Below are 21,952 nucleotides of genomic sequence, written 5' to 3'. Positions count from 1 at the left end.
ACCGGCGCCGTCGCCGCGGACTTCCGCGGCGACGGCGTCGGTGCGTGCGGGGACGAACACCCTGGGCACCAGGATCGTGACGCGGCGCGATGTCGCCCAGCCAGGACCCGGCACGATCAGCACGGGGCGGCGTCCGCCCGGTTCCTCCGCGCCGTACGCACGGTCACGCAGTGCACGCGCCCGCCCGCCCTCCGGGCCGCTCAGGGGCGGGCCGGCCGGGCCGTCCCCGCTCCCCCGCGGCCGGGAAGCCACTACCATCGGCCAGCATCGGCGGGCGGCCGCCCGACCCTCAGGCCAGGGAGCAAAACGTGCTGATCACCCACGACACCCGGTGCGCCCTCGACACCGTGGTGGATCTGGTGAACACCGCGCCGGAGGACGACACGGCGGACGGGCTCGCGGATGTCCCGTCCCTCGCCGATTTCGTACGAAAGCACGACATCAGTGATGTCGGCGTGCTGTCGGCGCAGGATCTCGCGGCCGTACGCGACGTCCGCGGCCGGTTCGCCGGGGTCTTCGCCGCCGACGAGCCGCGGATCGCCGCCGGACTCATCAACGAGCTGGTCGCCGCGGCGGGCACCACTCCCCGCCTCACCGACCACGACGGTTACGACTGGCACGTGCACTACTTCGCGCCGGGCGCCTCGGTCGCGGACCACCTCGCGGCCGACTGCGGGATGGCGCTGGCGTTCTTCGTGGTCGCCGGAGAGCAGGACCGACTTCGCCGGTGCGAGGCGCCGGACTGCCGGCGCGCCTTCGTGGATCTCTCGCGCAACCGCTCGCGTCGCTACTGCGACAGCCGGACGTGCGGAAACCGGCTCCACGTGGCCGCGTACCGGGCACGCCGGAAGGAAGCGGCGGGCTGAGGGGTCGGCGGGGAGACCGGCGACGATCGGGCCGACGCGTGACGGGCCGACGCGTGACGGACGGGACGGCGGCGGGCTACGGAGCCCTCGGCGGGTGACGCCAGGGGCTCCGTGTACGGCTCAGAGCAGCAGCAGGTCGTGCAGCGAAGCCATGAGCAGGAGACAGCCGATCACCGCCAGGAAGATCATCAGCGGTGGCTGGGAAAGTGCGAAGAGACAACCTCGCCGCTCCTCGGGGGGCGCGGCGGGGTCGCTCTGTGTTGTGTCCAGCATCTCGCGGCGATGATGACGCAGCCACCACCCGCTTCGCGATCAACACGCCCGGGATGACAGGGAGTTCGCCAATATCCGCAATATCCGCGATGAGCAGGAACGAACGTGATCGTTTCCGCGACGCGCATGATCCGCCGTGTCGCTTCAGACTGCGCGGGGCGTCATATGCCGTGCTTCTTCAGGATGGCCTCGATGTCGCTGAAGTCGTCCCCGGCGCCGGAGGCCCGCGGGGTCGTCGCGGGACGCGCGGCCGGGCGGGGGCCCTGGCTCAGCGAGGGCGCCGAGGCGGTGGGGGCCACCGCCTCACGCTGGGCGGCCCGAGCGGCCGCCTTGCGTTCCTTGCGCGTTCCGCCACCGCGCCGCTCCACGGCCCGCACCGTCATGAACAGCAGCCAGGCCGCGGCGAGCACGGCGAAGCCCGCCCACGCGGTCGGGCTGAACGCGGTGTCGGCCAGCCAGCCGACGACCCCGGTCATCACCAGTCCGACCGGCACCAACGCGTAGGCGGCGATGCGGGCGGCGGTGAGGAAGCGCTTGCGGTAGGCCGTGACCGCGGCGATGCCCAGGCCGGCGGCGGAGACGGCGGAACAGACGGTCTCGGCAATCATCCGGTCCTCCAGGGCAGGGCTCGACGGGGCGGGGGCGGTTCGTCCCTTCCATCCTGCACCGCCCCGCGCCCGATATGCCATGCTCCGGGCATACCTCAGGGACATCTCCGGGTCGGGGTCCTCCCCAGGTCCCGGTCCGCGCGCCACCGGCCCGCGCCCCTCGGTCCCGGGTCGGCCGCCGGGCCCGGGACTGGGAGACTGGGGGCATGAACGACTCCTCCGCAGCCCGCACCACCGCCGTCCTGGACGTCTGGTGCGAACTCCAGTGCCCCGACTGCCGCGACGCCCTCGACGACCTGCGCGCGCTGCGCGCTCGCTACGGCGACCGGCTGGAGCTGCGGCTGCGGCACTTCCCGCTGGAGAAGCACCGGCACGCCTTCGCCGCCGCACAGGCCGCCGAGGAGGCCGCCGAGCAGGGCAGGTCCTGGGCGTACGTCGAGGCGGTGCTCGGCCGTGTCGAGGAGCTGGACCGCCAGGGCGAGCCCTTCCTGATCGAGGTCGCCCGTGAACTCGGCCTGGACGCGGAGGAGTTCGACACCGCTCTGATCGACGGGCGGCACATCCTGATCGTCGACGCCGACCAGGCAGAGGGCAAGGCCATCGGTGTGACCGGCACCCCGACGTACGTCATCGGCGGCGAACGGCTCGACGGCGGCAAGAGCCGGGAGGGCCTGCGCGAGCGCGTCGAGGAGATCGCCGACCGGCTGCTGGCCGAGAGCGAGTAGCGCCCTCAGAGCAGGTTCTTGTAGAGGTGGTACGAGCTCGTCGTGTAGCCGAGCGACTCGTAGAGCTTCTCGGCCGGGGTGTTGCCCGCGAACACGTTGAGGCCGATGCGGTCCCGCCCGCCGGTCAGGGCCTGGGCCTCGGCCAGCAGCATCAGGGCGCGCCCGTGGCCGCGGCCCCGGTACGCCGTGTCGGCCTCGACGTCGAGCACGTACGCCGTGTCGGGCCACAGACCCACCCACAGGGTGCCGACCGGGGTTCCCTCCTGCTCCAGGACGCTGATCAGCGTGTTCTCGCTGGCCAGGCCGTCCGGTATGAACCTGGCGTGCCCCAGGTCGGTCTTGGTGTACGCCTCCGCCTCCGGTACGCCCCGCTCGATCAGCGTGCGGGCGAACGCCTCGCGTTCGCGGGCCAGCCAGGGAACGTACTCGGCCTCGGTCATGGGCCGCGCGACGCTCCCGGCCGGCAGTCCGGGCGGCGGCCCGTCCAGGTGCTTCGTCATGTTGCGGTTGCTGAGGACGTATCCGAGCGTCGTGGCGAGCCGGAGAGCGGCCTCCGCGTCCCCGGGCACCGAGGTCTCGACGCGTACGCAGCCCCAGCCGCGCGCCACCTCCTCGGCCGCGAGCACGGCCACCGTGGCCCGGCCGCGGCCGCGGTCCGGCTCGTCGATGCTCAGCTCCGCGACCCGGCCCACGGTGGGCCCGTACTCGGGATGGGTGGAGAGGTGGATCCCGCCCACGGGACGGCTGTTCACGCACACCTGGTAGTGGCGGGACAGCGCCCCGTCGGCTCCGCGCTGAAGCGGCTCGGTCGGCCGCAGGGTGGTGGTCATCAGGGGAGTTCTACCCGCCCCACCGCCCCTCGTCATCCGGTTTTACGGCCGCCGACGGACCGTGAACCGCCGATGACGGACCGGGCCAGGGGCTCCGGCCCGCGGAGCGCGCGGACCGGTCCGTCCGTCCTACGGATCGAGGTCGTTTCCGGCCCGCTCGTCGAAGATCCGCATCGCCTTCGCCGTCACCGGTCCGGGCGCGCCCGGGAGTTCACGTCCGTCCACCCGGTGCACGCCCTGCACGTCCCGCAGGGTGGAGGTCAGGAAGATCTCGTCGGCGCGCTCCAGGACGTCCAGCGGCAGGTCGGTCTCCCTGGCGCCGGTCCACTCGACGGCGAGCGCGCGGGTGATGCCGGCGAGGCAGCCGGAGGCCACCGGCGGGGTGTGGATCTCGCCGTCGAGCACCACGAAGACGTTCGACCCGGTGCCCTCGCACAGCTGCCCGACCGTGTTGGCGAACAGCGCCTCGGACGCGCCCTGTTCGCGCGCGCGGGCCAGCGCGACCACGTTCTCGGCGTACGAGGTGGTCTTGAGGCCGGTGAGGGCGCCGCGCTCGTTGCGGGTCCACGGCACGGTGATCACGGCGGTGGAGTCGGGGCGCCGCGCGGACTCGCCCAGGGCGACGACCAGGGTCGGGCCCCGGTCCCCCCGGTCCGAACCGAGCGGGCCGTGGCCGCCGGTGTACGTGATGCGCAGGCGGCCGAGCGGCACCGGGTTGGCGTCCAGGACGGCCGCGCAGGCGCGGCGCACCTCGTCGCGATCCGGGTCGGGCAGCCCGAGGCCGTGCGCGGAGCGGGCCAGCCGGTCGAGGTGCCGGGTCAGCGCGAACGGCCTGCCGTCCACCGCCTTCACGGTCTCGAAGATGCCGTCGCCCACGGTCAGCCCGTGATCGAAGACGGAGACACGGGCGGACTCGATGTCCTGCAGCCCGCCGTCGAGCCAGATCTTCACGTCAGGATCCCTTCACTCACCTCGAATGCTCCCGACGCTACCGCGAGCAGTCGGGACGCCTTCAGCTCGGTCTCGCGCCACTCGCCCTCCGGGTCGGAGCCCCAGGTGATGCCCGCGCCGGTACCGAACCGCAGGACGCCCTCCTCCCGGTCGGCCCAGAAGGTGCGGATGCCGACGGCGAGTTCTCCGGTGCCGCGGTCCGCGTCGACCCAGCCGATGCCTCCGCAGTAGGGGCCGCGCGGGGCGGTCTCCAGGGCGTCGATGATCCGCAGGGCGCTGGTCTTGGGAGCGCCGGTGACCGAGCCGGGCGGGAAGGCGGCGGCGAGGAGCTCGGGCCAGCCGGCGTCCTCGCGCAGCTCGCCGCGGACGGTGGAGACGAGGTGGACGAGCCCGGGATGCTTCTCGACGGCACACAGGTCGGGCACCGTCACGCTGCCGGTGCCGCAGACCCGGCCGAGGTCGTTGCGGACCAGGTCGACGATCATCACGTTCTCGGCGTAGTCCTTCTGCAGCAGGTCGGCCTCGGTGCGTCCGGTGCCCTTGATGGGGCCGGACTCGACCGTGCGGCCGGTACGGCGCAGGAAGAGTTCGGGTGAGGCGGTGGCGATCTCGACGCCTTGCCGGGGCAGCCGGACGGTGCCGGCGTACGGGGCCGGATTGCCGCGGGCCAGCAGGGCGGTCAGGGCGTCCAGGTCGGCGTCGGCGGCGAGCGGCGCGGACAGGACGCGGCAGAGGTTGGCCTGGTAGACCTCCCCGGCGGCTATGTGGTCCCGGATGCGGCGGACACCGCGTGTGTACGCGGCGCGGTCGAGGGACGACGTCCAGTCACCGGCGGCCGGACCACGCCACTGACCTGGCACGGGGGCGGGCACGGGCTCGCGCCGTACGTCGGCGAAACGGGCGCAGACCAGACGTCCCTCGAAGTCCGCCGACACGGCCCAGAAGCCGGTGGAGTCCAGGGCCGCGGGGTCGCCGGTGACATCGAGGAGACCGGTCGCGACGAGGTCACCGAAGCGGGCGAGAGGAGGGAGGTCGAGCACGCAGTCGAGTCTAGGACGGGTGACCTGCGGGTGCCCTGGCCGTGTCCTCGGGCGGACAGACCGCAGCACGCTGCGCAAACGCGTTTTTGTACTGGCCCGGGAATCCGCTAGAGTTCAACACGTCGCCGGGACGCGCAAGCCGACCGGAAACGACAAGCGGACGTAGCTCAGTTGGTAGAGCGCAACCTTGCCAAGGTTGAGGTCGCCAGTTCGAACCTGGTCGTCCGCTCGCAGGACAGTGGGGGATCCACCCGAACCCCCGCGCTCCTGGTGGAGTGGCCGAGAGGCGAGGCAACGGCCTGCAAAGCCGTCTACACGGGTTCAAATCCCGTCTCCACCTCCAAGGACGATTAGCTCAGCGGGAGAGCGCTTCCCTGACACGGAAGAGGTCACTGGTTCAATCCCAGTATCGTCCACTGGATCGCATCGCACTGGTGTGCGAGATCCGAACCCGCGCGATTAGCTCAGCGGGAGAGCGCTTCCCTGACACGGAAGAGGTCACTGGTTCAATCCCAGTATCGCGCACGCAGTACGCCGCGGATCCTGTACGTTGAGGTCCGTCCCGCGCGATTAGCTCAGCGGGAGAGCGCTTCCCTGACACGGAAGAGGTCACTGGTTCAATCCCAGTATCGCGCACCAGCCAGAAGCCCCCGGCCGTCTCGTACGGTCGGGGGCTTCGTCGTGTCGGCGTGTTCGCCACGCCCGGCCGGGGACACCCCGGCCGGCACGATCACGACGAGAAGAGCATGTGCCCGAAGCTCTTGTGACGGTGGTGTCCGCCGTGGCCGCCACCGTAGTGACCGCCGCCGTGACCACCGCCGTGCGGGGCGCCCCAGGCGGGCGCGGGAGCGGCCGGGTACGCCTGCGGGGCGCCCGGGGGCGGCGGCGCGGGCTGCGACCACTGCGACTCCACGCGGGTCAGCGCCTCCAGCTCGCCGTAGTCGAGAAAGATCCCGCGGCAGCCGCTGCACTGCTCGATCTGGACACCGTTGCGGTTGTACGTGTGCATCGGCGCATGGCACTTCGGACACTGCATGCTCGGCTCAACTCCTCGCCGGTCGGTACTGCTTCCGCCAGGACAGACACTGCCCGGCCTCGATCGGTTGCACCCTACGTCGTCGGACCAGGTCCCAACTGCGGCGGGACGGCTCCCATTCGGCCGCACGCGTCGATCACGGCCTGCTGCACCTCGTCCAACGGGCGGTCCGCCGCGACGGACTTGGCGATCGCCAGGGCCGCGGTCTGCACCGTGAGGGCGCGGGCGGCCGTGTCCAGGGCGGGCCAGGGGTCGCCGTCGGCCGGGACCGCCGGGCCTGCCGCGCCCCGGTAGGCGGTCAGGAAGCGGGTCCAGTCGTCGGGCGGGAGCAGGCCGCAGGCGTACCAGGCGGCCGGGCGGGCCAGGTCCCAGGCCGGGACGCCCACCCCGAGGTCGTCCACGTCGATGAGAAGCCAGCGGCCGGCCGGCGCGGGGTGCCGGACGAGCTGGCCGAGGTGCAGGTCTCCGTGGCACAGGGTGTCCGGGCCGGGCATGGCCGCCTCGGCGCGGGCCCAGGCCGGGAGGGCCGCCCAGGCACGCAGGACCGGGGCGGTGGCCGGGTGCGGGCCCGCCGCCCGGAGCCGCGCGATCGCCCGGGCCGCCTTGACGGGTCCCCGCATGGGCGGCAGGCCGGCCGGAGCGGGAGTGCGGTGGAGGCGGGCCAGCAGGGTCGCGGCCTCCTCCCAGGGGGCCGCCTCGGGGACCTCGGGGTCGACCGGGGTGCCGTACGGCCAGAAGGTGACCGGCCGCCCGTGGAGGTCGGCGGGCTCCGGGCGGAGCGGGGTGAGGAGGACGCCGGCCAGGGCGGGGTGCGCGGCGACCGCGAGGCGGCGGGCGAGGTCGGCGGGATCCGTGCCGGGCGCGCTGGCCTTGGCCACGGTGTCGCCATGGCGTACGACGGTGCCGTCGGCCCGGTCGGCGAGGACACTGTCCCGGTGCGCGCAGGCGCCGGCCGCGGGGTGGGCCGCGCTCCGCGCCCCGGCGGTCAGGGCGGGCAGCACATCTGCGGTCACGGGTCCCCCTGGGTGCGTTCGGTACCGGGCGAGCGTACGCAGCGGGACGCGCCGCGACGAATCCCCCGTCCCCGGCGTCCGCTGTCGCCCCTCCCCGGCCGACCACAAAACAATGCCCGCGCAGCTCCCCAGCTGCGCGGGCATTTTTTGCCGTCCGCCGCACCCCCGTCCCCACGGGGTTTCATGGCCGGATGTCCCCGCCCGGACCGCTCTTCCGGGCCTGGGGCGCCGCTCAGCGCCCCAGCATCACGCCCACGGACGACGCTTGTGTGACCACTGACTCCCAGCCGCCGAAGACGACTACGAGCAGGGCCGCCAGGGGAAGGACCATCGCTGTCGCCACCAAGGGGTGGCGCCGACCCTGCCGGCGCGGGCGGAACGCGGCGCTGTACGCCCTGCGTCCCTGCGTGCGGATCGCCGTCCGCGGTGCCGTGTGGGCCATGGTCCCTCTCCTGACCGAGCATCTGTGTGATTGGCAGCGGCGGGTGTCTGACCTCGGGGGACGAGTGCTGCACCCGCCGCTTGACCTCAAATCTATGGGCGCGGCGGCACCGGGTCGTCATGCCCTCGTACCGATTGCCGGGCCTCCCGGAGGATGAGCGATGACCTGCGGTGTACTCCCCTGGGTGGAGACGAGGACCTAGGTCTCAGGGTCTTCCCGGAGGGGGCGGCCGGTGCGCCCCTACTGCTCCGAGCTGTCCTCCCTGGGCACCGGCTGCTCGACCAGCGCCAGCACCCGCGTCGCCATGAAGCGCGCGGTGCGCACGACTGATCCGCTTCGGGTGACTTCGCTCACTTCCACGACACCTCGGCGTACCGCTGTCTCCACCCTGCGGCCCGCCCTGCTCGCCACCACCTCGTACGTACGCGTCGTGTCCCCGGCGTCCACGACTATCTCCACGCGATCACCCTTCACGGGCTCAATCCCCCTTCTACGACGGGTGGTTGGGATCACAGCCGACCCAAGGCCGCGCTGTTCGCGCATTCCCTGACCACCTCTCAAGTTTCCCACCCGGCACTGACAATCGATCGGGCCGCGAGGGCGCGGCCTCTGCGCGCTCCCGGCCGCGGAAACGTAAGCTGTGGCTCGTCAAACGGACCGGGCAGCGGGGATGGACATGGCGATGATGCGCCTGAGGCGCGAGGACCCGCGTGTCGTCGGCTCGTTCAGGCTTCACAGGCGGCTCGGCGCGGGTGGGATGGGCGTGGTCTACCTGGGCTCCGACCGCCGCGGTCAGCGGGTCGCGCTCAAGGTGATCCGGCCGGATCTGGCGGAGGATCAGGAGTTCCGGTCACGGTTCGCGCGCGAGGTCTCGGCGGCCCGGCGGATCAGGGGCGGTTGCACGGCCCGGCTCGTCGCCGCCGATCTCGACGCGGAGCGGCCCTGGTTCGCCACGCAGTACGTGCCCGGCCCCTCGCTGCACGACAAGGTCGCCGAGGAGGGCCCGATGGCGGCCGCCGACGTGGCGGCCGTGGGTGCCGCGCTCTCCGAGGGACTCGTGGCGGTGCACGAGGCGGGGGTCGTGCACCGCGACCTGAAGCCGTCCAACATCCTGCTGTCCCCGAAGGGGCCGCGGATCATCGACTTCGGCATCGCCTGGGCGACGGGGGCCTCCACCCTCACCCATGTCGGTACGGCCGTCGGCTCGCCCGGCTTCCTGGCGCCCGAGCAGGTGCGCGGAGCCGCCGTCACCCCGGCCACGGACGTCTTCGCGCTGGGAGCCACCCTGGCGTACGCGGCGACCTCCGACTCGCCCTTCGGGCACGGCAGTTCCGAAGTCATGCTCTATCGGGTGGTGCACGAGGAACCGCAGCTCCACGGCGTGCCCGACGCACTGGCCCCGCTCGTCCGGGCCTGTCTCGCCAAGGACCCCGAGGAGCGCCCCAGCACCCTCCAACTGTCCTTGCGGCTCAAGGAGATCGCCGCTCGCGAGGCACAGGGCATGACGGACGTCCGGCCGCCCACGCAGCGCAACGACCCCGACCGGCCGACGGGGCGCCTCGCCGAGCAGTACGCCGAGCAGCCCACCCAGCGCCGCCCGCAGGGCACTCCCCCGCCCCGCAGCGGCGGGACGAACGGCGGCGGCTCCCGGCCGGCCCCGTCGGGTTCGCGCCCCACGCCCTCCCGGAACACCGGGCGCTCCGGCAGCCGCCCCGCGCCCCGCAGCGGGACCGGGCGGCAGGGGCCGCGGACCACCGGGACCGGGCGCCGGCCCGCGAATCCGCGGCTGCTGCGGCAGCGGCTCTTCGTGTTCGTCGTGGTGACGCTGCTCGTCGCCCTGGGCATCGCGGTGGCTCAGGGCTGCCAGGGTCCGGCGCGCGGGCTCGACGACGGGGGCGGGCAGCAGGCCGTACGAGTCCTCGGGCAGGAACGGCCGTCGTCCTGGCCGGCGCCCGCCGGGGACCTGGGCGGTGAGCGGTACCCGGGCGTCGAGGGGACGGCCGGCTAGGCCGACGCACCCGGCCGCACGGGGCGCCCGGGGATCCGGAGGTCCGGGCGACGTCCGCGCCTCGGGGACGGAGACCGGGACGGCTCACGTCCCCGCGACCGGACGACGGCCGGTCAGACGCCGGGGCGCCCCGTGGCCACCGCGTAGAACGCGACCGCGGCCGCCGCACCCACGTTGAGCGAGTCGACGCCGCGCGCCATCGGGATGCGGACCCACTCGTCCGCCGCCATCAGGGCCTTCGTGGACAGGCCGTCGCCCTCCGCGCCGAGCATCAGCGCGACCCGGTCCATCCGGTGCGGGGCCGCCTCGTCGAGGGATCGCGCCTTCTCGTCCGGGGTGAGGGCGAGCAGCGTGAAGCCGGCCTCGCGGACCGACTCCAGGCTCCTGGGCCAGCTGTCGAGACGCGCGTACGGGACGGAGAAGACCGCGCCCATGGAGACCTTCACGGAGCGGCGGTAGAGCGGGTCGGCGCAGTCCGGGGAGAGCAGCACCGCGTCCATGCCGAGGGCGGCGGCGGAGCGGAAGATCGCGCCGATGTTGGTGTGGTCGTTGACCGCCTCCATGACGACCACCCGGCGGGCGGACCCCAGGAGTTCGTCCGCCGTCGGCAACGGTTTGCGCTGCATGGAGGCGAGCGCGCCGCGGTGCACGTGATAGCCGGTGACCTGCTCGGCGAGCTCCGGGCTGACCGCGTAGACCGGGGCCGGCAGCTCGTCGATGACATCGCGCATGACGTCGACCCACTTGGCGGACAGGAGCATGGAGCGCATCTCGTATCCGGCGTCCTTGGCCCGTCTGATGACCTTCTCGCCCTCGGCGATGAACAGGCCCTCGGCGGGTTCGCGCTTGCGGCGCAGCTCCACGTCGGTCAGGCCCGTGTAGTCGCGCAGACGCGGGTCGTCCGGGTTCTCGACGGTGATGAGATCGGCCACAGGGTGATACTGCCTTGTCCTGAGTGCGGTGCCAACGGCTGGGAAGGGGTTGGGTTACCCCGGGTTACTCGGATCCTTCCGGAGCCGGCCGTGCCGGTTGTCCGGGGCCCACGTTCACGACCTCGCCGACGACGATCACCGCGGGCGGCCTCACGTCCCGCGCGACGACGGTCTCGGCGACCGTCGCCAGGGTCGCGTCGACCCGGCGCTGCGCGGCGGTCGTGCCCTCCTGGACCAGGGCGACGGGGGTGTCGGCCGGCCTGCCGTGGGCCATCAGGGTCTCGGCGATCCGGCCGATCTTGTCGACGCCCATGAGGACGACGAGTGTGCCGCGCAGTGCGGCGAGGGCCGGCCAGTCGACGAGGGAGCGTTCGTCGTCGGGGGCGACATGACCGCTCACCACGGTGAACTCATGTGCGACACCCCGGTGGGTGACCGGGATGCCGGCCGCACCGGGCACCGAGATCGAGCTGGAGATGCCGGGGACCACGGTGCAGGCGATGCCCGCCTCCGCGAGCGCCTGCGCCTCCTCCATGCCACGGCCGAAGACGAAGGGGTCACCGCCCTTGAGACGGACGACGGACTTGCCCTGCTTCGCGTGCTCGATCAGCGCCCGGTTGATCGCTTCCTGGGCCATGTACCGGCCGTACGGGATCTTCGCCGCGTCGATGACCTCGACATGCGGCGGGAGTTCGGCCAGCAGGTCGCGCGGGCCGAGGCGGTCGGCGATGACCACGTCGGCCTCCGCGAGCAGACGGCGGCCGCGGACCGTGATCAGGTCCGGGTCGCCGGGGCCGCCGCCGACCAGGGCGACACCCGGGGCGCGGGTGCGGTGGTGCGGCGCCACCAGGGTCCCGTCGCGGAGCCCCTCGACCACCGCGTCGCGGATCGCCGCCGTGTGCCGGGGGTCGCGGCCCCGCGCGTCCGTCGTGAGCACCGCGACCGTCACGCCCTCGCTGTGTCCCGTCGCCGGCGTCCAGGCCGTCGCCGCGTCGGCGTCGTCGGAGCGGACGCACCAGACGCGGTGCCGCTCGGCCTCGGCGGAGGCCGCCGCGCTCGCCTCGGGATCACTGGTGGCGATCAGGGCGTACCAGGCACCGGCGAGGTCGCCGTCCTCGTAGGGACGCCTGGTCCAGGTGATCTCGCCCGCGTCCGCCATCGCCTCGACGGAGGGGGTCGCCTCCGGTGACACGAGGTGGATGTCCGCGCCCGCCGCGATGAGCGCGGGGAGACGGCGCTGGGCCACCTGGCCGCCGCCGAGGACGACCACGCGGCGGCCGGTGAGGCGGAGACCTACGGGGTAGGCGGGGTGTTCGGCCATGGCGGTGCGGCTCCTCGTACGGACGGTGCGGTGGGGCGCGCCGCGGCTGTGGAGCGGCCCTGACGTGCGGATTTTAGGCGCCGGTCCGGTGAACGGGCCGGGTGGGGGTTCCTTCCCGGGCCCGCCTCCCCCCGAAACCGGGGCCGTGCCCCGGTTTCGCGCGCGGGCGGGCTCGCGGTGGGTCGGCAGGTGCTCCGCACCGCGGAACACCTGCCCACCACGTCGGCCGGCTACTTCTCGGTGACGCCCGCGGAATCGAACGTCGCCACCTCGTGCATGGCGCGCGCCGCGCTCTGCACCACGGGCAGGGCCAGCAACGCGCCGGTGCCCTCGCCGAGGCGCAGGTCGAGGTCGATCAGCGGGCGCAGGCCCAGCTTGTTCAGGGCCGCCACATGGCCCGGTTCCGCGCTGCGGTGGCCCGCGATGCAGGCGGCGAGCACCTCGGGAGCGATGGCGCGGGCCACCAGGGCCGCCGCGCCGGCGCTGACGCCGTCCAGGATCACCGGCGTACGGAGGGAGGCACCGCCCAGCAGCAGGCCGACCATCGCCGCGTGTTCGAGGCCGCCGATGGCCGCGAGGACGCCGATGGGGTCGGCCGGATCCGGCTGGTGCAGTTCGATGGCGCGGCGCACGACCTCGGTCTTGCGGGCCAGGGTCTCGTCGTTGATGCCGGTGCCCCGGCCCGTCACCTCGGACGGGTCGGCGCCGGTGAACACCGAGATCAGGGCGGCGGACGCGGTGGTGTTCGCGATGCCCATCTCACCGGTGAGCAGTGCCTTGTTGCCGGCCGCCACCAGGTCGCGGGCCGTCTCGATGCCCACCTCGATCGCCGCGGTGACCTCCTCGCGGGTCATCGCGGGGCCGGTGGTCATGTCGGCGGTGCCCGCGCGGACCTTGCGCGGCAGCAGCCCCGGCGTCGCGGGGAGGTCGGAGGCGACGCCCACGTCGACGACGCAGACCTCCGCGCCGACCTGGTTGGCGAACGCGTTGCAGACCGCGCCGCCCCCCAGGAAGTTGGCCACCATCTGGGCGGTGACCTCCTGCGGCCACGGGGTGACGCCCTGGGCGTGCACACCGTGGTCGCCCGCGAAGATCGCGACGGCCGCGGGCTCCGGGATCGGCGGCGGGCACATCCGGGACAGGCCCGACAGCTGCGCCGAGATGATCTCCAGCATGCCGAGCGCGCCCGCGGGCTTGGTCATCCGCTTCTGCCGCTCCCAGGCCTCGCCGAGCGCCTTGGCGTCCAGCGGGCGGATGTTGGAGACGGTCTCGGCGAGCAGGTCGTGCGGCTCCTCGCCGGGCAGCGCGCGTCGGCCGTACGTCTCCTCGTGCACGACCCAGGACAGCGGACGGCGCTTGGACCAGCCCGCCTGCATGAGCTCGGGCTCCTCCGGGAACTCGTCGACGTAGCCGACGCAGAGATACGCCACGACGTCCAGGTGTTCGGGCAGGCCGAGGGCGCGGACCATCTCGCGCTCGTCGAAGAAGCTGACCCAGCCGACGCCGAGGCCCTCGGCGCGCGCCGCGAGCCACAGGTTCTGGACGGCGAGCGCGGACGAGTACGGGGCCATCTGCGGCTGGGTGTGCCGGCCCAGGGTGTGGCGGCCGCCGCGGGTCGGGTCGGCGGTGACGACGATGTTCACCGGGGTGTCGAGGATCGCCTCGATCTTCAGTTCCTTGAACTGCTTGGCACGGCCCTTGGGCAGCGACTTGGCGTACGCCTCGCGCTGGCGTGCCGCCAGTTCGTGCATCGTGCGGCGGGTCTCGGCGGAACGGATGACGACGAAGTCCCAGGGCTGGGAGTGGCCCACGGACGGCGCGGTGTGCGCGGCTTCCAGGACCCGCAGCAGGACGTCGTGCGGGATCGGGTCGTTGCGGAAGCCGTTGCGGATGTCGCGGCGCTCGCGCATCACGCGCAGTACCGCCTCGCGCTCCGCGTCGTCGTAGCCGGGGGCCGCCGGGCCGGTGGACTCTCGTACGTCTTCCACTGCGGCCGTGCTCTCTTCCTGGTCGGCGACCTGGGTGTCCAGGTCCTCCGCTTGCTGTGCGACTACGGGGTCCGGGTCCGCGTCGAGCGGTTCCGGTACGGGGAGTTCCTCGGCCTCGCGGGGTGCGGGCACCGGGGCGACGGGCTCCTCCTCGTGGGCGGGAGCCTCCGGGGTCTGTCCGGGTGCGGCCTCCGGCAGGTCGGTGAAGACCGGGGCCTGCTCCTGGCCGGGCTCCTCGGCCGGGAGCCACTCCTGCGCGGGCAGCGGCGGCACGGTCATGGCGTGCGGCGGGGTCGGGGCCAGGTGCGGGGTCGTCGGCACCTGGCCGTCGACGGGCACGAACCGGCCGAGCGAGTCGTCCGCCGAGGGCTCCGCGGGAGCGCTCGGGAAGCCGGCCTCGCCCCGCGTCTCGCCGGAGAGGTCCTCGTCGTGCGGCGGGTTCGCGGCGGGGGACGCATCGGCGTGCGGCTGGTGGTCGGCCGCGGGGGACGTCTCGCCGTGCGCGGCGACGCCGGCGGCGGCCTCGGCGAACGCGGCGTGCGCCTCGGCGGGGGGCACGAACTGGGCGGCCTGGACCGGGAAGGCCCCGACGCCGGGAACCGCCTGGCCGTACAAGTCGTCCGCGGCCGGTGTGCGCGCCTCGGCGGGCTCGTGCGTCAGGGAGGGCATGTGGGGGTGCGGGGCGGACGCGGGCTGCGCGGCCCCGGCGAATCCGCCCTCCGCCCCGCCCGCTCGGCCCCCTGCCGCGACCTCCGCGAACTGGGCCGCCGACTCCGGGATGTGGACACCGGCGTCGACGAACCGCACGGAGCGGTCCGGGAACCGCGCCGCCTGCGCGGCCGCGTGGGCGGCCTGCTCGACGAAGGGGACGGCTTGGTCCGTGAGGTGCACGGCCTGATCCGTGAGGTGGCCCGCCGGGTCGGCGAGGTGGACGGACGGGTCGGCGACGGCCGGGGCGGTCTGGTGAGCCGCCTGGTCCTGGGGCGCGGCCGCGTCCTGCGCGAGCTGGTCCTGCGCGGCCTGGTCCTGTGCGGCCCGCGACGCCTGATCGGGGGTCAGGTTCCCCTCGTCCACGGCGACCCCCGCCGGGGCGTCGGCGTGCTCGGCCGCGTGGGCGTCGGACACCTGCTCGGCGGCGGCGTCCGCAGCCGGCTCCGTGTGCGGAACATCTCCGGCGGCCGTGAAGGAGGAGGCGGCGTCGGGGGTCTGCGGGGTCTGGAAGTCCAGGGAACCGTCCGGCGCGTGCACGGCCTCGGGTCCCTGCTCCGCCTCGGCACCCGCGTGGGCGAGGTGGTCCTGTGCCGCCTCGGCCGTGCGGTCGGCCTCCGGTACGGCGGGAGCGTGCGCGAGAGCCGCGTCCGCGGCCGCCGCGTCGACGGCGAGGGGGGACGCGAGTTCCGCGTGCCCGGCCTCTTCCATGGCCTGGTGCGCCAGGGGGGACCCCGCGGACTCCGGGGCCTCGTCAGGCGTCGGCGCCGCCCCGAACGCCGTCTCCGGTCCGGCGGCGAAGCCGGCCTCGGAGCCCTGGCCCGCGGCCGGGACGACCGTTTCTTCAGCCGTGGGCTCGGGACCGGCGGCCGGAGCCCCCCAGGGCACCGCGCCCTGCGGCGGGATCTCGGAGAGCTGCGGCACGTCGAGGTACTCGGGCCCCGCCGTCGGCGGACCGGCGTGCCGGACCGGGGTCGCGGGGTGCATCGCGTGGGCGGGTGCGGCGAGCGGTGCGGAGGCGGGGCCGCGGTCGGCGAGCGAGCGCACCGGACCGGCGGAGACGTCCGGGGTCGGGGGGCCGAGGTGCAGCGGGCGGCGCGGCGTAGCCGGCTGCGCGGCGGGGACGGCCCCGCGGACGGCGCTGAGGTCGACCGAGCCGCTGTCCCGGCCCGCCGTCTCGTGCGGACCGGGTTCGTGGACGAGGGGCTGGGGGGCCGGCGGGCCCACCTCGTTGCCCCAGGCGCCCTGGGCACCCGGCATGAGGAGCAGATCGTCGTCCTCGGCGTGATTCTCGGAGGGGTCGAGGAAGGTGTACGCGTCCGGGGCGGGGGCGCCCGGCTGCTCCACCATGCCTGCGTTCTCCGGCAGTCCCTCGCCCGGGACCTGGCCGGTGTCGGTCATGCGTACCCCTCGCCCATCGGTTAGTGCTTCCAAGTCCTGCTCGCCCGGAACGGCGCACCGACCGCCCCACAGTGAAGAACGAGCGGGCGTGCCCAGCGGCACGAACGACCGGCCAACAAAGACGACAAAGCCATTAACTGGCATTGTCCCGGTCGTCCGACCCTCGCGACAGCTTGATCCGCGACGGCCCGCTGTGGACTGCGCCACGTTGCGCGTCCTCCGGTTCTGCCGTACCACACTCGCCTCAAAACGGGCGCGTTTTCCGGACATTGGCCTACGAAAGGCCGAGCGTCCGGAGCGGTACAACGATCGGCCAGCCTACCGCGCGCGGTACGACAACAGGATCACGGGTTGCGATCGGGAAGCCGGCCCGTGAGCAGGAACGCGACGCTGCGCTCCGTCTCCGTCCAGGCCCTCGTGTCGAGTTCGACGGACTGGATGAGGGCGCACTCGACCTGGTAGCCGTGCTCGGTGAGGTTGCGGCCGATGAGTTCGGCGGCGTCGCGGGTCGCCGCGTGCGTCACGATGCGCTGCGGACGGCGGTCGGCTACCGCGGAGACGACCTCCGCTCCCCCGCCACCCACCCGCACGACGTCCGGTTCGGGAAGGTTCTCCAGGACGTGCGGGGCGTCCCCGTGCACGATCTGCATCTGCACGCCGTAGCGGCGGGCGGAGTCCTCGGTGCGCGTGCAGGCCACCAGGTCGCGGTCGACCGCGAGGACCGCGGCACCGGTGCGCGCGGCCTCGGTGGCGAAGGCACCGCTGCCGGACCCGATGTCCCACACCAGGTCTCCCAGGCGCGGACCCAGGCGGGCGAGTTGCGCGGCGCGCAGCAGATCCGTTTCGCCTTCTCCGAGCGCGCCGCCGTAGGCCTCGGCGGGCAGCGCCCAGCCGCGCGGTTCGGTGGCCGGGTCGCGCCCGGCGATCCAGCCGCCGTCCTCGGCCGCGGCCACGAAGCCGCCGATGACGATGACGACGTTGGGGTCGCGCCAGGTGTGGTCGGCGGCCTTGTCGGAGGTGAGGATCGTGACCCGCTCGCGCGCGGTACCGAGTTCCTCGCAGATGACGAAGGTGCGGTGAACGCCTTCGAGGAGCAGGCCGAGCTCGGCGGGGCCCGCACCGGGCGAGGTGAGGACGGCCACCTTGGTATGCGCTCGGCATACATTCACCGCGCGTCGCAGGGAGCGGCCGTGTGCTACGACCACATGTGCGTCATCCCAGGGCATTCCCGCGCGGGCGAAGGCGGCGGCGACCGAGGAGACGGCGGGCACGACCTCGACCTCGAGGCCGAACTCGGGAGCGCGCAGGGTGCGTACGACGCCGAAGAAGCCGGGGTCCCCGTCGGCCAGGACGACGGCGCTGCCCCGGTGGCCCGCGATGCGGCGGGCCGCCAGGGCGACGCTGCCGAGCCGGATGCGCTCGGCGTCCCCGGGCACCTCGGGGAGCGTCAGATGGTGTGCCGCTCCGGCCACCAGGGTGGCCGCACCGAGGGCGGAGCGCGCCGCCGCGGTCAGGGGGGAGCCGTCCCAGCCGATCACCGTGACCCGGTCGGCCATCGTCGTCAGTCTCCAGGGGGTCTTCGCAGGTCGTCAGGGGGCAGCCCGTGGGTGGGCTCCGTGAGGGTACCTGGCGTTGCCCGAGGGGGCCGCGCGCGGGTCCCTCGGGGTGTGAGCGGTGCCGTCGGGGGGAGCGGCGCCTTGGGGCGGGAGCGGTTCCGCAGGGTGTGCGCGGTCACCCGGCTCCGGTGGCGGGAGCCCCCGGGTTTTCGGGTCCGGGTCGCCTTTGTGTTCAGTTATGTGTTCAGTCGTGCGTTCCGTCCCGGGTTCCGCCGTGTGTTCCGTCCCGGGTTCCGCCGTACGTTCCGTCCCGGGTTCAGTTCCAGTCGGAGTACGACGTGAAACCGCTGGAGTCGGCGAGTTGTTCGCCGACGCCGTCGAGGTCCTCCGGGAGGAGGCTCCAGACGATGAAGTCGGTGCGGTGGTCGACCCAGCGGCCGTCCTCGGTGCGGCTGTGCGCTATGCACGCGTTGCGCAGCACACCCTCGCTGATGCAGCCGATCTTCTGGGCGACCTGCTGGGAGGCGGTGTTGTCGGCCGCCGTGCGCACCTCGATGCGCTCGAACTTCTGCTCCCTGAACAGCCATTGGGCGGTGGCGAGCGACGCCTCCGAGGCGTAGCCCTCGCCGCGGGCCCAGGGGGCGATGACGTAGGAGAGTTCGGTGGAGCGGATGTGCCAGTTCGTCTTGCCGAGTTGAATGATGCCGACCAGCCGCTGGGTGAGGAACTCGGTGACGGCGAGGTCGAGGCCGCGGCCCGCGGTGCGTTCCGCGGGCGCGTACTCGCTGATCCAGGTGCGGGCGCCGTCCTCGGTGAAGGGCTGGGGCACGTCGGTCCAGGCCGCGACCTGCTCGTCGTTCATCATTTCGGCCAGGGCGGGGACGTCGTCCTCGTCGAGCGCGCGCAGGACCAACCGCTCCGTGCTGATGGAGATGTCGGGGAAGGTGCTAGTCATGCGCCGCTCCGTAACCGTCGGGGACTTCGGGCCGTCGGAACCTGCGGGCCCGCTGAACTGCCCAGCATGCAGCATGAAAGCACCGAACCGCACCACGGGGTCCTCCCCCAACTGCCCGAAGGGCAACAGGGAAGGACCACCGGGTGCGGTTGTGGGCCCGCGCGGCGGCACGGTGCGCCGGAACGGATCAGAACGAGGGGATGACCGAGCCCGCGTACTTGTCCTCGATGAACTTCTTGACCTCGGGCGAGGTGAGGAGCTTGGCGAGCTTCTTCACCCGCGGGTCGTTCTCGTTGCCCTTCTTGACGGCGAGGAAGTTGCCGTACGGGTTGTTCTTCGCCGACTCCAGGACGAGGGCGTCCTGGGCGGGCTTGAGGCCTGCGGATATGGCGTAGTTGCCGTTGATGACCGCGGCGTCCACGTCGTCCAGGGAGCGCGGGGTCTGGGCCGCCTCGACCTCCTTGAACTTGAGGTTCTTCGGGTTCTTGGAGATGTCCTGCGGGGTCGCCTCGTTGCCGGCGCCGTCCTTGAGGGTGATGAGCCCCTTGGAGGCGAGCAGCTTCAGGGCGCGCGCCTCGTTGACGGCGTCGTTCGGGACCGCGACGGTCGCACCGCTCTTCAGGGCGTCGGCGCTCTTCACCTTGTGGGAGTAGAGGCCGAGCGGCTCCAGGTGCACCGTGACGACGGGCACGATGTGGGTGCCGCGCTTCTTGTTGAAGTCGTCCAGGTACGGCTGGTTCTGGAAGTAGTTGGCGCCCACCGAGCCGTCCTCGGTCGCCGTGTTCGGGACGATGTAGTCCTGGAACTCCTTGACCTCCAGGTCGAGGCCCGCCTTCTTCGCCAGGTTCTTCTTGACGAAGTTGAGGATCTCGGCGTGCGGGGTCGGGCTCGCGGCGACGATCAGCGGGCCGCTCGTGTCGGAGGCGGAGTCCTTGCCCGAACCGCAGGCGGAGAGGCCGAGGGTGAGGGCTCCGGCGGCGAGGACGGCGGTGGTGATCTTGGCAGTGTTACGCACGAAAAGTGCCTTTCCTGAGGGGTGGAGCGTCCCCGTGTTCGGGTGGGACGGGGAAGTCTGCGGGTGGGGGTGAGGTCTGCGGGTGGGGGTGAGGTGCTCGGTCGGGGCGGCCCGGCTCAGACGGCCTTGCCGACGTCGGCGGTGGCGGCCTCCGCGGTGGCGCCGGCCTCCGCGGTCGTGGACGTCCCGGCCTTCAGCAGCCGGAGCCTCGGCGCGGCGCCGGAGTGGCCGCCGCGTCGGTGCAGACGGCGGGCGGCGTAGTCGCCGGCGAACTGGATGACGGAGATGACCACGGCGAGGATCGCCACGGTGATCCACATCAGCCCGGTCTCGAAACGCTGGTAGCCGTAGCGGATGGCGATGTCGCCGAGGCCTCCGGCGCCGACGGTGCCCGCCATGGCCGAGTAGCCGATGAGCGCGACGACGGTGGTGGTCGCCGAGGAGATCAGCGAGGGCAGCGACTCCGGTACGAGCACCCTGCGCACGACGGTCCAGGTGTTGCCGCCCATGGACTGCACGGCCTCGACGAGGCCGCCGTCCACCTCGCGGACGGCCGTCTCGACGAGCCGCGCGAAGAACGGGATCGCACCGATGGCGAGCGGCACGATCGCCGCCTCGCGACCGATCGTCGTTCCCGTGATCGTGCGCGTGAAGTTCATCAGCGCGACCATCAGGATGATGAACGGCAGCGAGCGGGCGATGTTCACGACCTGCCCGATGACCTTGTTCGCGGCGATGTTCTGCAGGAGCCCGCCGCGGTCGGTGAGGACGAGCAGGATGCCGAGCGGCAGACCCCCGACGACGGCGATCAGCGTGGACCAGCCGACCATGTAGAGCGTGTCCCAACACGCCTGGGACAGCAGCGGCTGCATCTCCGACCAGGTCACTTGGCACCGTCCTTCACGAGTGCGGGCTCCTGGCCCTGGATGTCGATCTGCAGGCCCTGCTCGCGCAGGAACCCGATCGGCACGACGTTCTCGTCGTAGCGGCCGGGCAGTTCGATGCGCATCCGGCCGACCTGCTTGCCGCCGACGGTGTCCATGGCGGCACCGAGGATCGAGATGTCGATGTTGTAGGTGCGGGAGAGCTGCGAGATGACGGGCTGTGTCGCGGCCTCTCCGTGGAAGGTGACGTCGATGACCGTGCGGTCGTCACCGGAGGCGTCGCCGCTGACCGGGAAGAGCGCGGAGGCCAGCTCGGAGCCGGGCGTCGCGAGCAGTTCGCCGACCGTGCCCGACTCGACGATGCGGCCGTTCTCCATCAGCGCGGCCGAGTCGCAGACCGTCTTGACGACGTCCATCTCGTGGGTGATGAGCAGGACGGTCAGGCCCAGCTGCCGGTTCAGGTCGCGGATCAGCTGGAGGATGGAGCGGGTGGTCTCGGGGTCGAGGGCGCTGGTGGCCTCGTCGGAGAGCAGCACCTTGGGGTCGCCGGCCAGGGCACGGGCGATGCCGACGCGCTGCTTCTGGCCGCCGGAGAGCTGTGCGGGGTAGACCTTCGCCTTGTCGGACAGGCCGACCAGGTCGAGCAGACCGAGCGCCTTGGCGGAACGCTCCTTCCCCGAGATGCCGAGGATCTCGAGCGGCAGCTCGACGTTCTCCTGGACGGTCCGCGAGGACAGCAGGTTGAAGTGCTGGAAGACCATGCCGATACGGCTGCGCGCCTGGCGGAGCTCCTTGCCCGCGCGCGGACCGCGTCCGACGAGCGCGGTGAGGTCCTGCCCGGCGACGGTGACCGTGCCGGCGGTGGGACGCTCCAGGAGGTTGACGCAGCGGATGAGCGAGGACTTGCCGGCGCCGGACTGGCCGATGACGCCGTACACCTCGCCTTCGCGGACATGCAGATCGACGCCGTCGAGGGCGGTCACTTCACGGCCGCGCGAGCGGTAGACCTTGCTGAGGCCCGTTGTCGTGATCACTGGGGTTTCCGTCACTGTCGAGTGCAGGGCGTGGGTGTGCGCCGGCACGGGTGCATTCGGTCGGGAACGCGGCACGGTTCTCGCGATGGCGATGGAACCGGAGTGAACCGGGGGGAGAACGTGTGCGCGGGGCAGCCCCTGTCGCGTACGCGGTACGGACTCGGGGCGCGGTGGTCCCGCTTCGGGGCGCGGGATCAGACGGTGGTGCGGGGGCCCTCTAGAAGGCGCACATTCGACACATACAGCGAGCACCGGGCGTCATGGTCGCCTCGGTCGCAAGGGTGCGGCTGCTCGTCGTGGTCATGGAGTGAAGTAAAGCAGACGGAGTGGTTCGGCCCGGAACCGCTGTCCGCATCGTGGACAGCG

20 protein-coding genes and 5 tRNA genes are annotated in these 21,952 nt (G+C 72.9%); 8 read left to right on the top strand and 17 right to left on the bottom strand.

The window, feature by feature from the left end; translation table 11 throughout:
• Positions 1–308: 308 nt before the first annotated feature.
• The gene (locus OG199_RS33420; protein ID WP_356808750.1) at positions 309–866 is read left to right on the top strand and encodes a CGNR zinc finger domain-containing protein; all 558 of its coding nucleotides are present in this window, start codon (positions 309–311) and stop codon (positions 864–866) included.
• Between the two features lie 120 nt (positions 867–986).
• On the opposite strand, the gene OG199_RS33415 is transcribed toward OG199_RS33420, so the two are convergent.
• Together OG199_RS33415 and OG199_RS33410 are read right to left on the bottom strand one after the other, a co-directional pair.
• Entirely contained in the window at positions 987–1,139 is a 153-nt protein-coding gene (locus OG199_RS33415) for a hypothetical protein (protein ID WP_194280740.1), read from the bottom strand.
• A 161-nt stretch (positions 1,140–1,300) separates the two neighbouring features.
• Positions 1,301–1,747, bottom strand: a complete 447-nt coding sequence (locus OG199_RS33410; protein WP_405832597.1) for a hypothetical protein — start codon at positions 1,745–1,747, stop codon at positions 1,301–1,303.
• A 206-nt stretch (positions 1,748–1,953) separates the two neighbouring features.
• Here OG199_RS33410 and OG199_RS33405 point away from each other — a divergent pair, with 206 nt between their 5' ends.
• Positions 1,954–2,472, top strand: a complete 519-nt coding sequence (locus tag OG199_RS33405) for a DsbA family protein (protein ID WP_401802681.1) — start codon at positions 1,954–1,956, stop codon at positions 2,470–2,472.
• Between the two features lie 5 nt (positions 2,473–2,477).
• Here OG199_RS33405 and OG199_RS33400 read toward each other — a convergent pair whose 3' ends face one another.
• From OG199_RS33400 to OG199_RS33390, 3 genes are all read right to left on the bottom strand, one after another.
• Positions 2,478–3,302 (bottom strand): GNAT family N-acetyltransferase, encoded by an 825-nt coding sequence (locus tag OG199_RS33400; protein WP_405832595.1) that lies wholly within the window; start codon positions 3,300–3,302, stop codon positions 2,478–2,480.
• 129 nt (positions 3,303–3,431) lie between these two features.
• Complete coding sequence (locus OG199_RS33395) at positions 3,432–4,253, bottom strand: aminotransferase class IV (protein WP_401802683.1); 822 nt, start codon at positions 4,251–4,253, stop codon at positions 3,432–3,434.
• Positions 4,250–5,293, bottom strand: coding sequence for a chorismate-binding protein (locus OG199_RS33390; protein WP_405832593.1), 1,044 nt, complete (start codon positions 5,291–5,293; stop codon positions 4,250–4,252). The genes OG199_RS33395 and OG199_RS33390 overlap by 4 nt, the downstream gene beginning before the upstream one ends.
• Positions 5,294–5,449: 156 nt before the next feature.
• Between OG199_RS33390 and OG199_RS33385 the strand changes: the two genes are divergently transcribed.
• The 5 genes from OG199_RS33385 (at position 5,450) to OG199_RS33365 (ending at position 5,932) form a co-directional block, all read left to right on the top strand.
• A tRNA-Gly gene (locus tag OG199_RS33385) sits at positions 5,450–5,522 on the top strand.
• 40 nt (positions 5,523–5,562) lie between these two features.
• Positions 5,563–5,636, top strand: a tRNA-Cys gene (locus OG199_RS33380).
• A gap of 1 nt (position 5,637) precedes the next feature.
• Positions 5,638–5,709, top strand: a tRNA-Val gene (locus OG199_RS33375).
• A gap of 37 nt (positions 5,710–5,746) precedes the next feature.
• Positions 5,747–5,818: transfer RNA gene (locus OG199_RS33370), tRNA-Val, on the top strand.
• A 39-nt stretch (positions 5,819–5,857) separates the two neighbouring features.
• A tRNA-Val gene (locus tag OG199_RS33365) sits at positions 5,858–5,932 on the top strand.
• Positions 5,933–6,023: 91 nt separating this feature from the next.
• Here OG199_RS33365 and OG199_RS33360 read toward each other — a convergent pair.
• From OG199_RS33360 to OG199_RS33345, 4 genes are all read right to left on the bottom strand, one after another.
• Positions 6,024–6,329, bottom strand: coding sequence for a zf-TFIIB domain-containing protein (locus OG199_RS33360; RefSeq protein ID WP_401802688.1), 306 nt, complete (start codon positions 6,327–6,329; stop codon positions 6,024–6,026).
• 74 nt (positions 6,330–6,403) lie between these two features.
• Entirely contained in the window at positions 6,404–7,342 is a 939-nt protein-coding gene (locus OG199_RS33355; protein WP_405832591.1) for a phosphotransferase family protein, read from the bottom strand.
• 232 nt (positions 7,343–7,574) lie between these two features.
• Positions 7,575–7,784, bottom strand: coding sequence for a hypothetical protein (locus tag OG199_RS33350; RefSeq protein WP_356801634.1), 210 nt, complete (start codon positions 7,782–7,784; stop codon positions 7,575–7,577).
• Between the two features lie 240 nt (positions 7,785–8,024).
• Positions 8,025–8,258, bottom strand: coding sequence for a hypothetical protein (locus tag OG199_RS33345; protein WP_081223398.1), 234 nt, complete (start codon positions 8,256–8,258; stop codon positions 8,025–8,027).
• 196 nt (positions 8,259–8,454) lie between these two features.
• Here OG199_RS33345 and OG199_RS33340 point away from each other — a divergent pair, with 196 nt between their 5' ends.
• Positions 8,455–9,792, top strand: coding sequence for a serine/threonine-protein kinase (locus OG199_RS33340; protein WP_356801636.1), 1,338 nt, complete (start codon positions 8,455–8,457; stop codon positions 9,790–9,792).
• A gap of 113 nt (positions 9,793–9,905) precedes the next feature.
• Here the strand turns inward: OG199_RS33340 and OG199_RS33335 are convergent, their stop codons facing one another.
• The 8 genes from OG199_RS33335 to OG199_RS33300 form a co-directional block, all read right to left on the bottom strand.
• The gene (locus OG199_RS33335; protein ID WP_356801638.1) at positions 9,906–10,724 is read right to left on the bottom strand and encodes an RNA methyltransferase; all 819 of its coding nucleotides are present in this window, start codon (positions 10,722–10,724) and stop codon (positions 9,906–9,908) included.
• Positions 10,725–10,788: 64 nt separating this feature from the next.
• Positions 10,789–12,045 (bottom strand): uroporphyrinogen-III C-methyltransferase, encoded by a 1,257-nt coding sequence (gene cobA / locus OG199_RS33330; RefSeq protein ID WP_405832588.1) that lies wholly within the window; start codon positions 12,043–12,045, stop codon positions 10,789–10,791.
• Positions 12,046–12,275: 230 nt separating this feature from the next.
• Positions 12,276–16,142, bottom strand: a complete 3,867-nt coding sequence (gene cobT / locus OG199_RS33325) for a nicotinate-nucleotide--dimethylbenzimidazole phosphoribosyltransferase (protein ID WP_405832586.1) — start codon at positions 16,140–16,142, stop codon at positions 12,276–12,278.
• Between the two features lie 344 nt (positions 16,143–16,486).
• Positions 16,487–17,698 carry a precorrin-6y C5,15-methyltransferase (decarboxylating) subunit CbiE gene (gene cbiE / locus OG199_RS33320; RefSeq protein ID WP_356801643.1) on the bottom strand — a complete coding sequence of 404 codons (1,212 nt, stop codon included), beginning with the start codon at positions 17,696–17,698 and terminating at the stop codon, positions 16,487–16,489.
• A gap of 316 nt (positions 17,699–18,014) precedes the next feature.
• Positions 18,015–18,653, bottom strand: coding sequence for a GNAT family N-acetyltransferase (locus tag OG199_RS33315; protein WP_356801645.1), 639 nt, complete (start codon positions 18,651–18,653; stop codon positions 18,015–18,017).
• Positions 18,654–18,840: 187 nt separating this feature from the next.
• Positions 18,841–19,668: a MetQ/NlpA family ABC transporter substrate-binding protein gene (locus tag OG199_RS33310; protein ID WP_401802701.1), complete on the bottom strand. Its 828-nt coding sequence runs from the start codon at positions 19,666–19,668 to the stop codon at positions 18,841–18,843.
• 116 nt (positions 19,669–19,784) lie between these two features.
• On the bottom strand, positions 19,785–20,555 hold the full coding sequence (locus tag OG199_RS33305; protein WP_356801647.1) for a methionine ABC transporter permease: 771 nt from the start codon (positions 20,553–20,555) through the stop codon (positions 19,785–19,787).
• Entirely contained in the window at positions 20,552–21,586 is a 1,035-nt protein-coding gene (locus OG199_RS33300; RefSeq protein ID WP_356801649.1) for an ATP-binding cassette domain-containing protein, read from the bottom strand. Before OG199_RS33300 ends, OG199_RS33305 begins: the two co-directional genes overlap by 4 nt.
• Between the last annotated feature and the right edge of the window lie 366 nt (positions 21,587–21,952).

The sequence above is a fragment of the Streptomyces sp. NBC_01176 genome (assembly GCF_045039825.1).
Taxonomy (GTDB): Bacteria; Actinomycetota; Actinomycetes; order Streptomycetales; family Streptomycetaceae; genus Streptomyces.
This window is presented reverse-complemented; position numbering and strand designations above follow the sequence as displayed.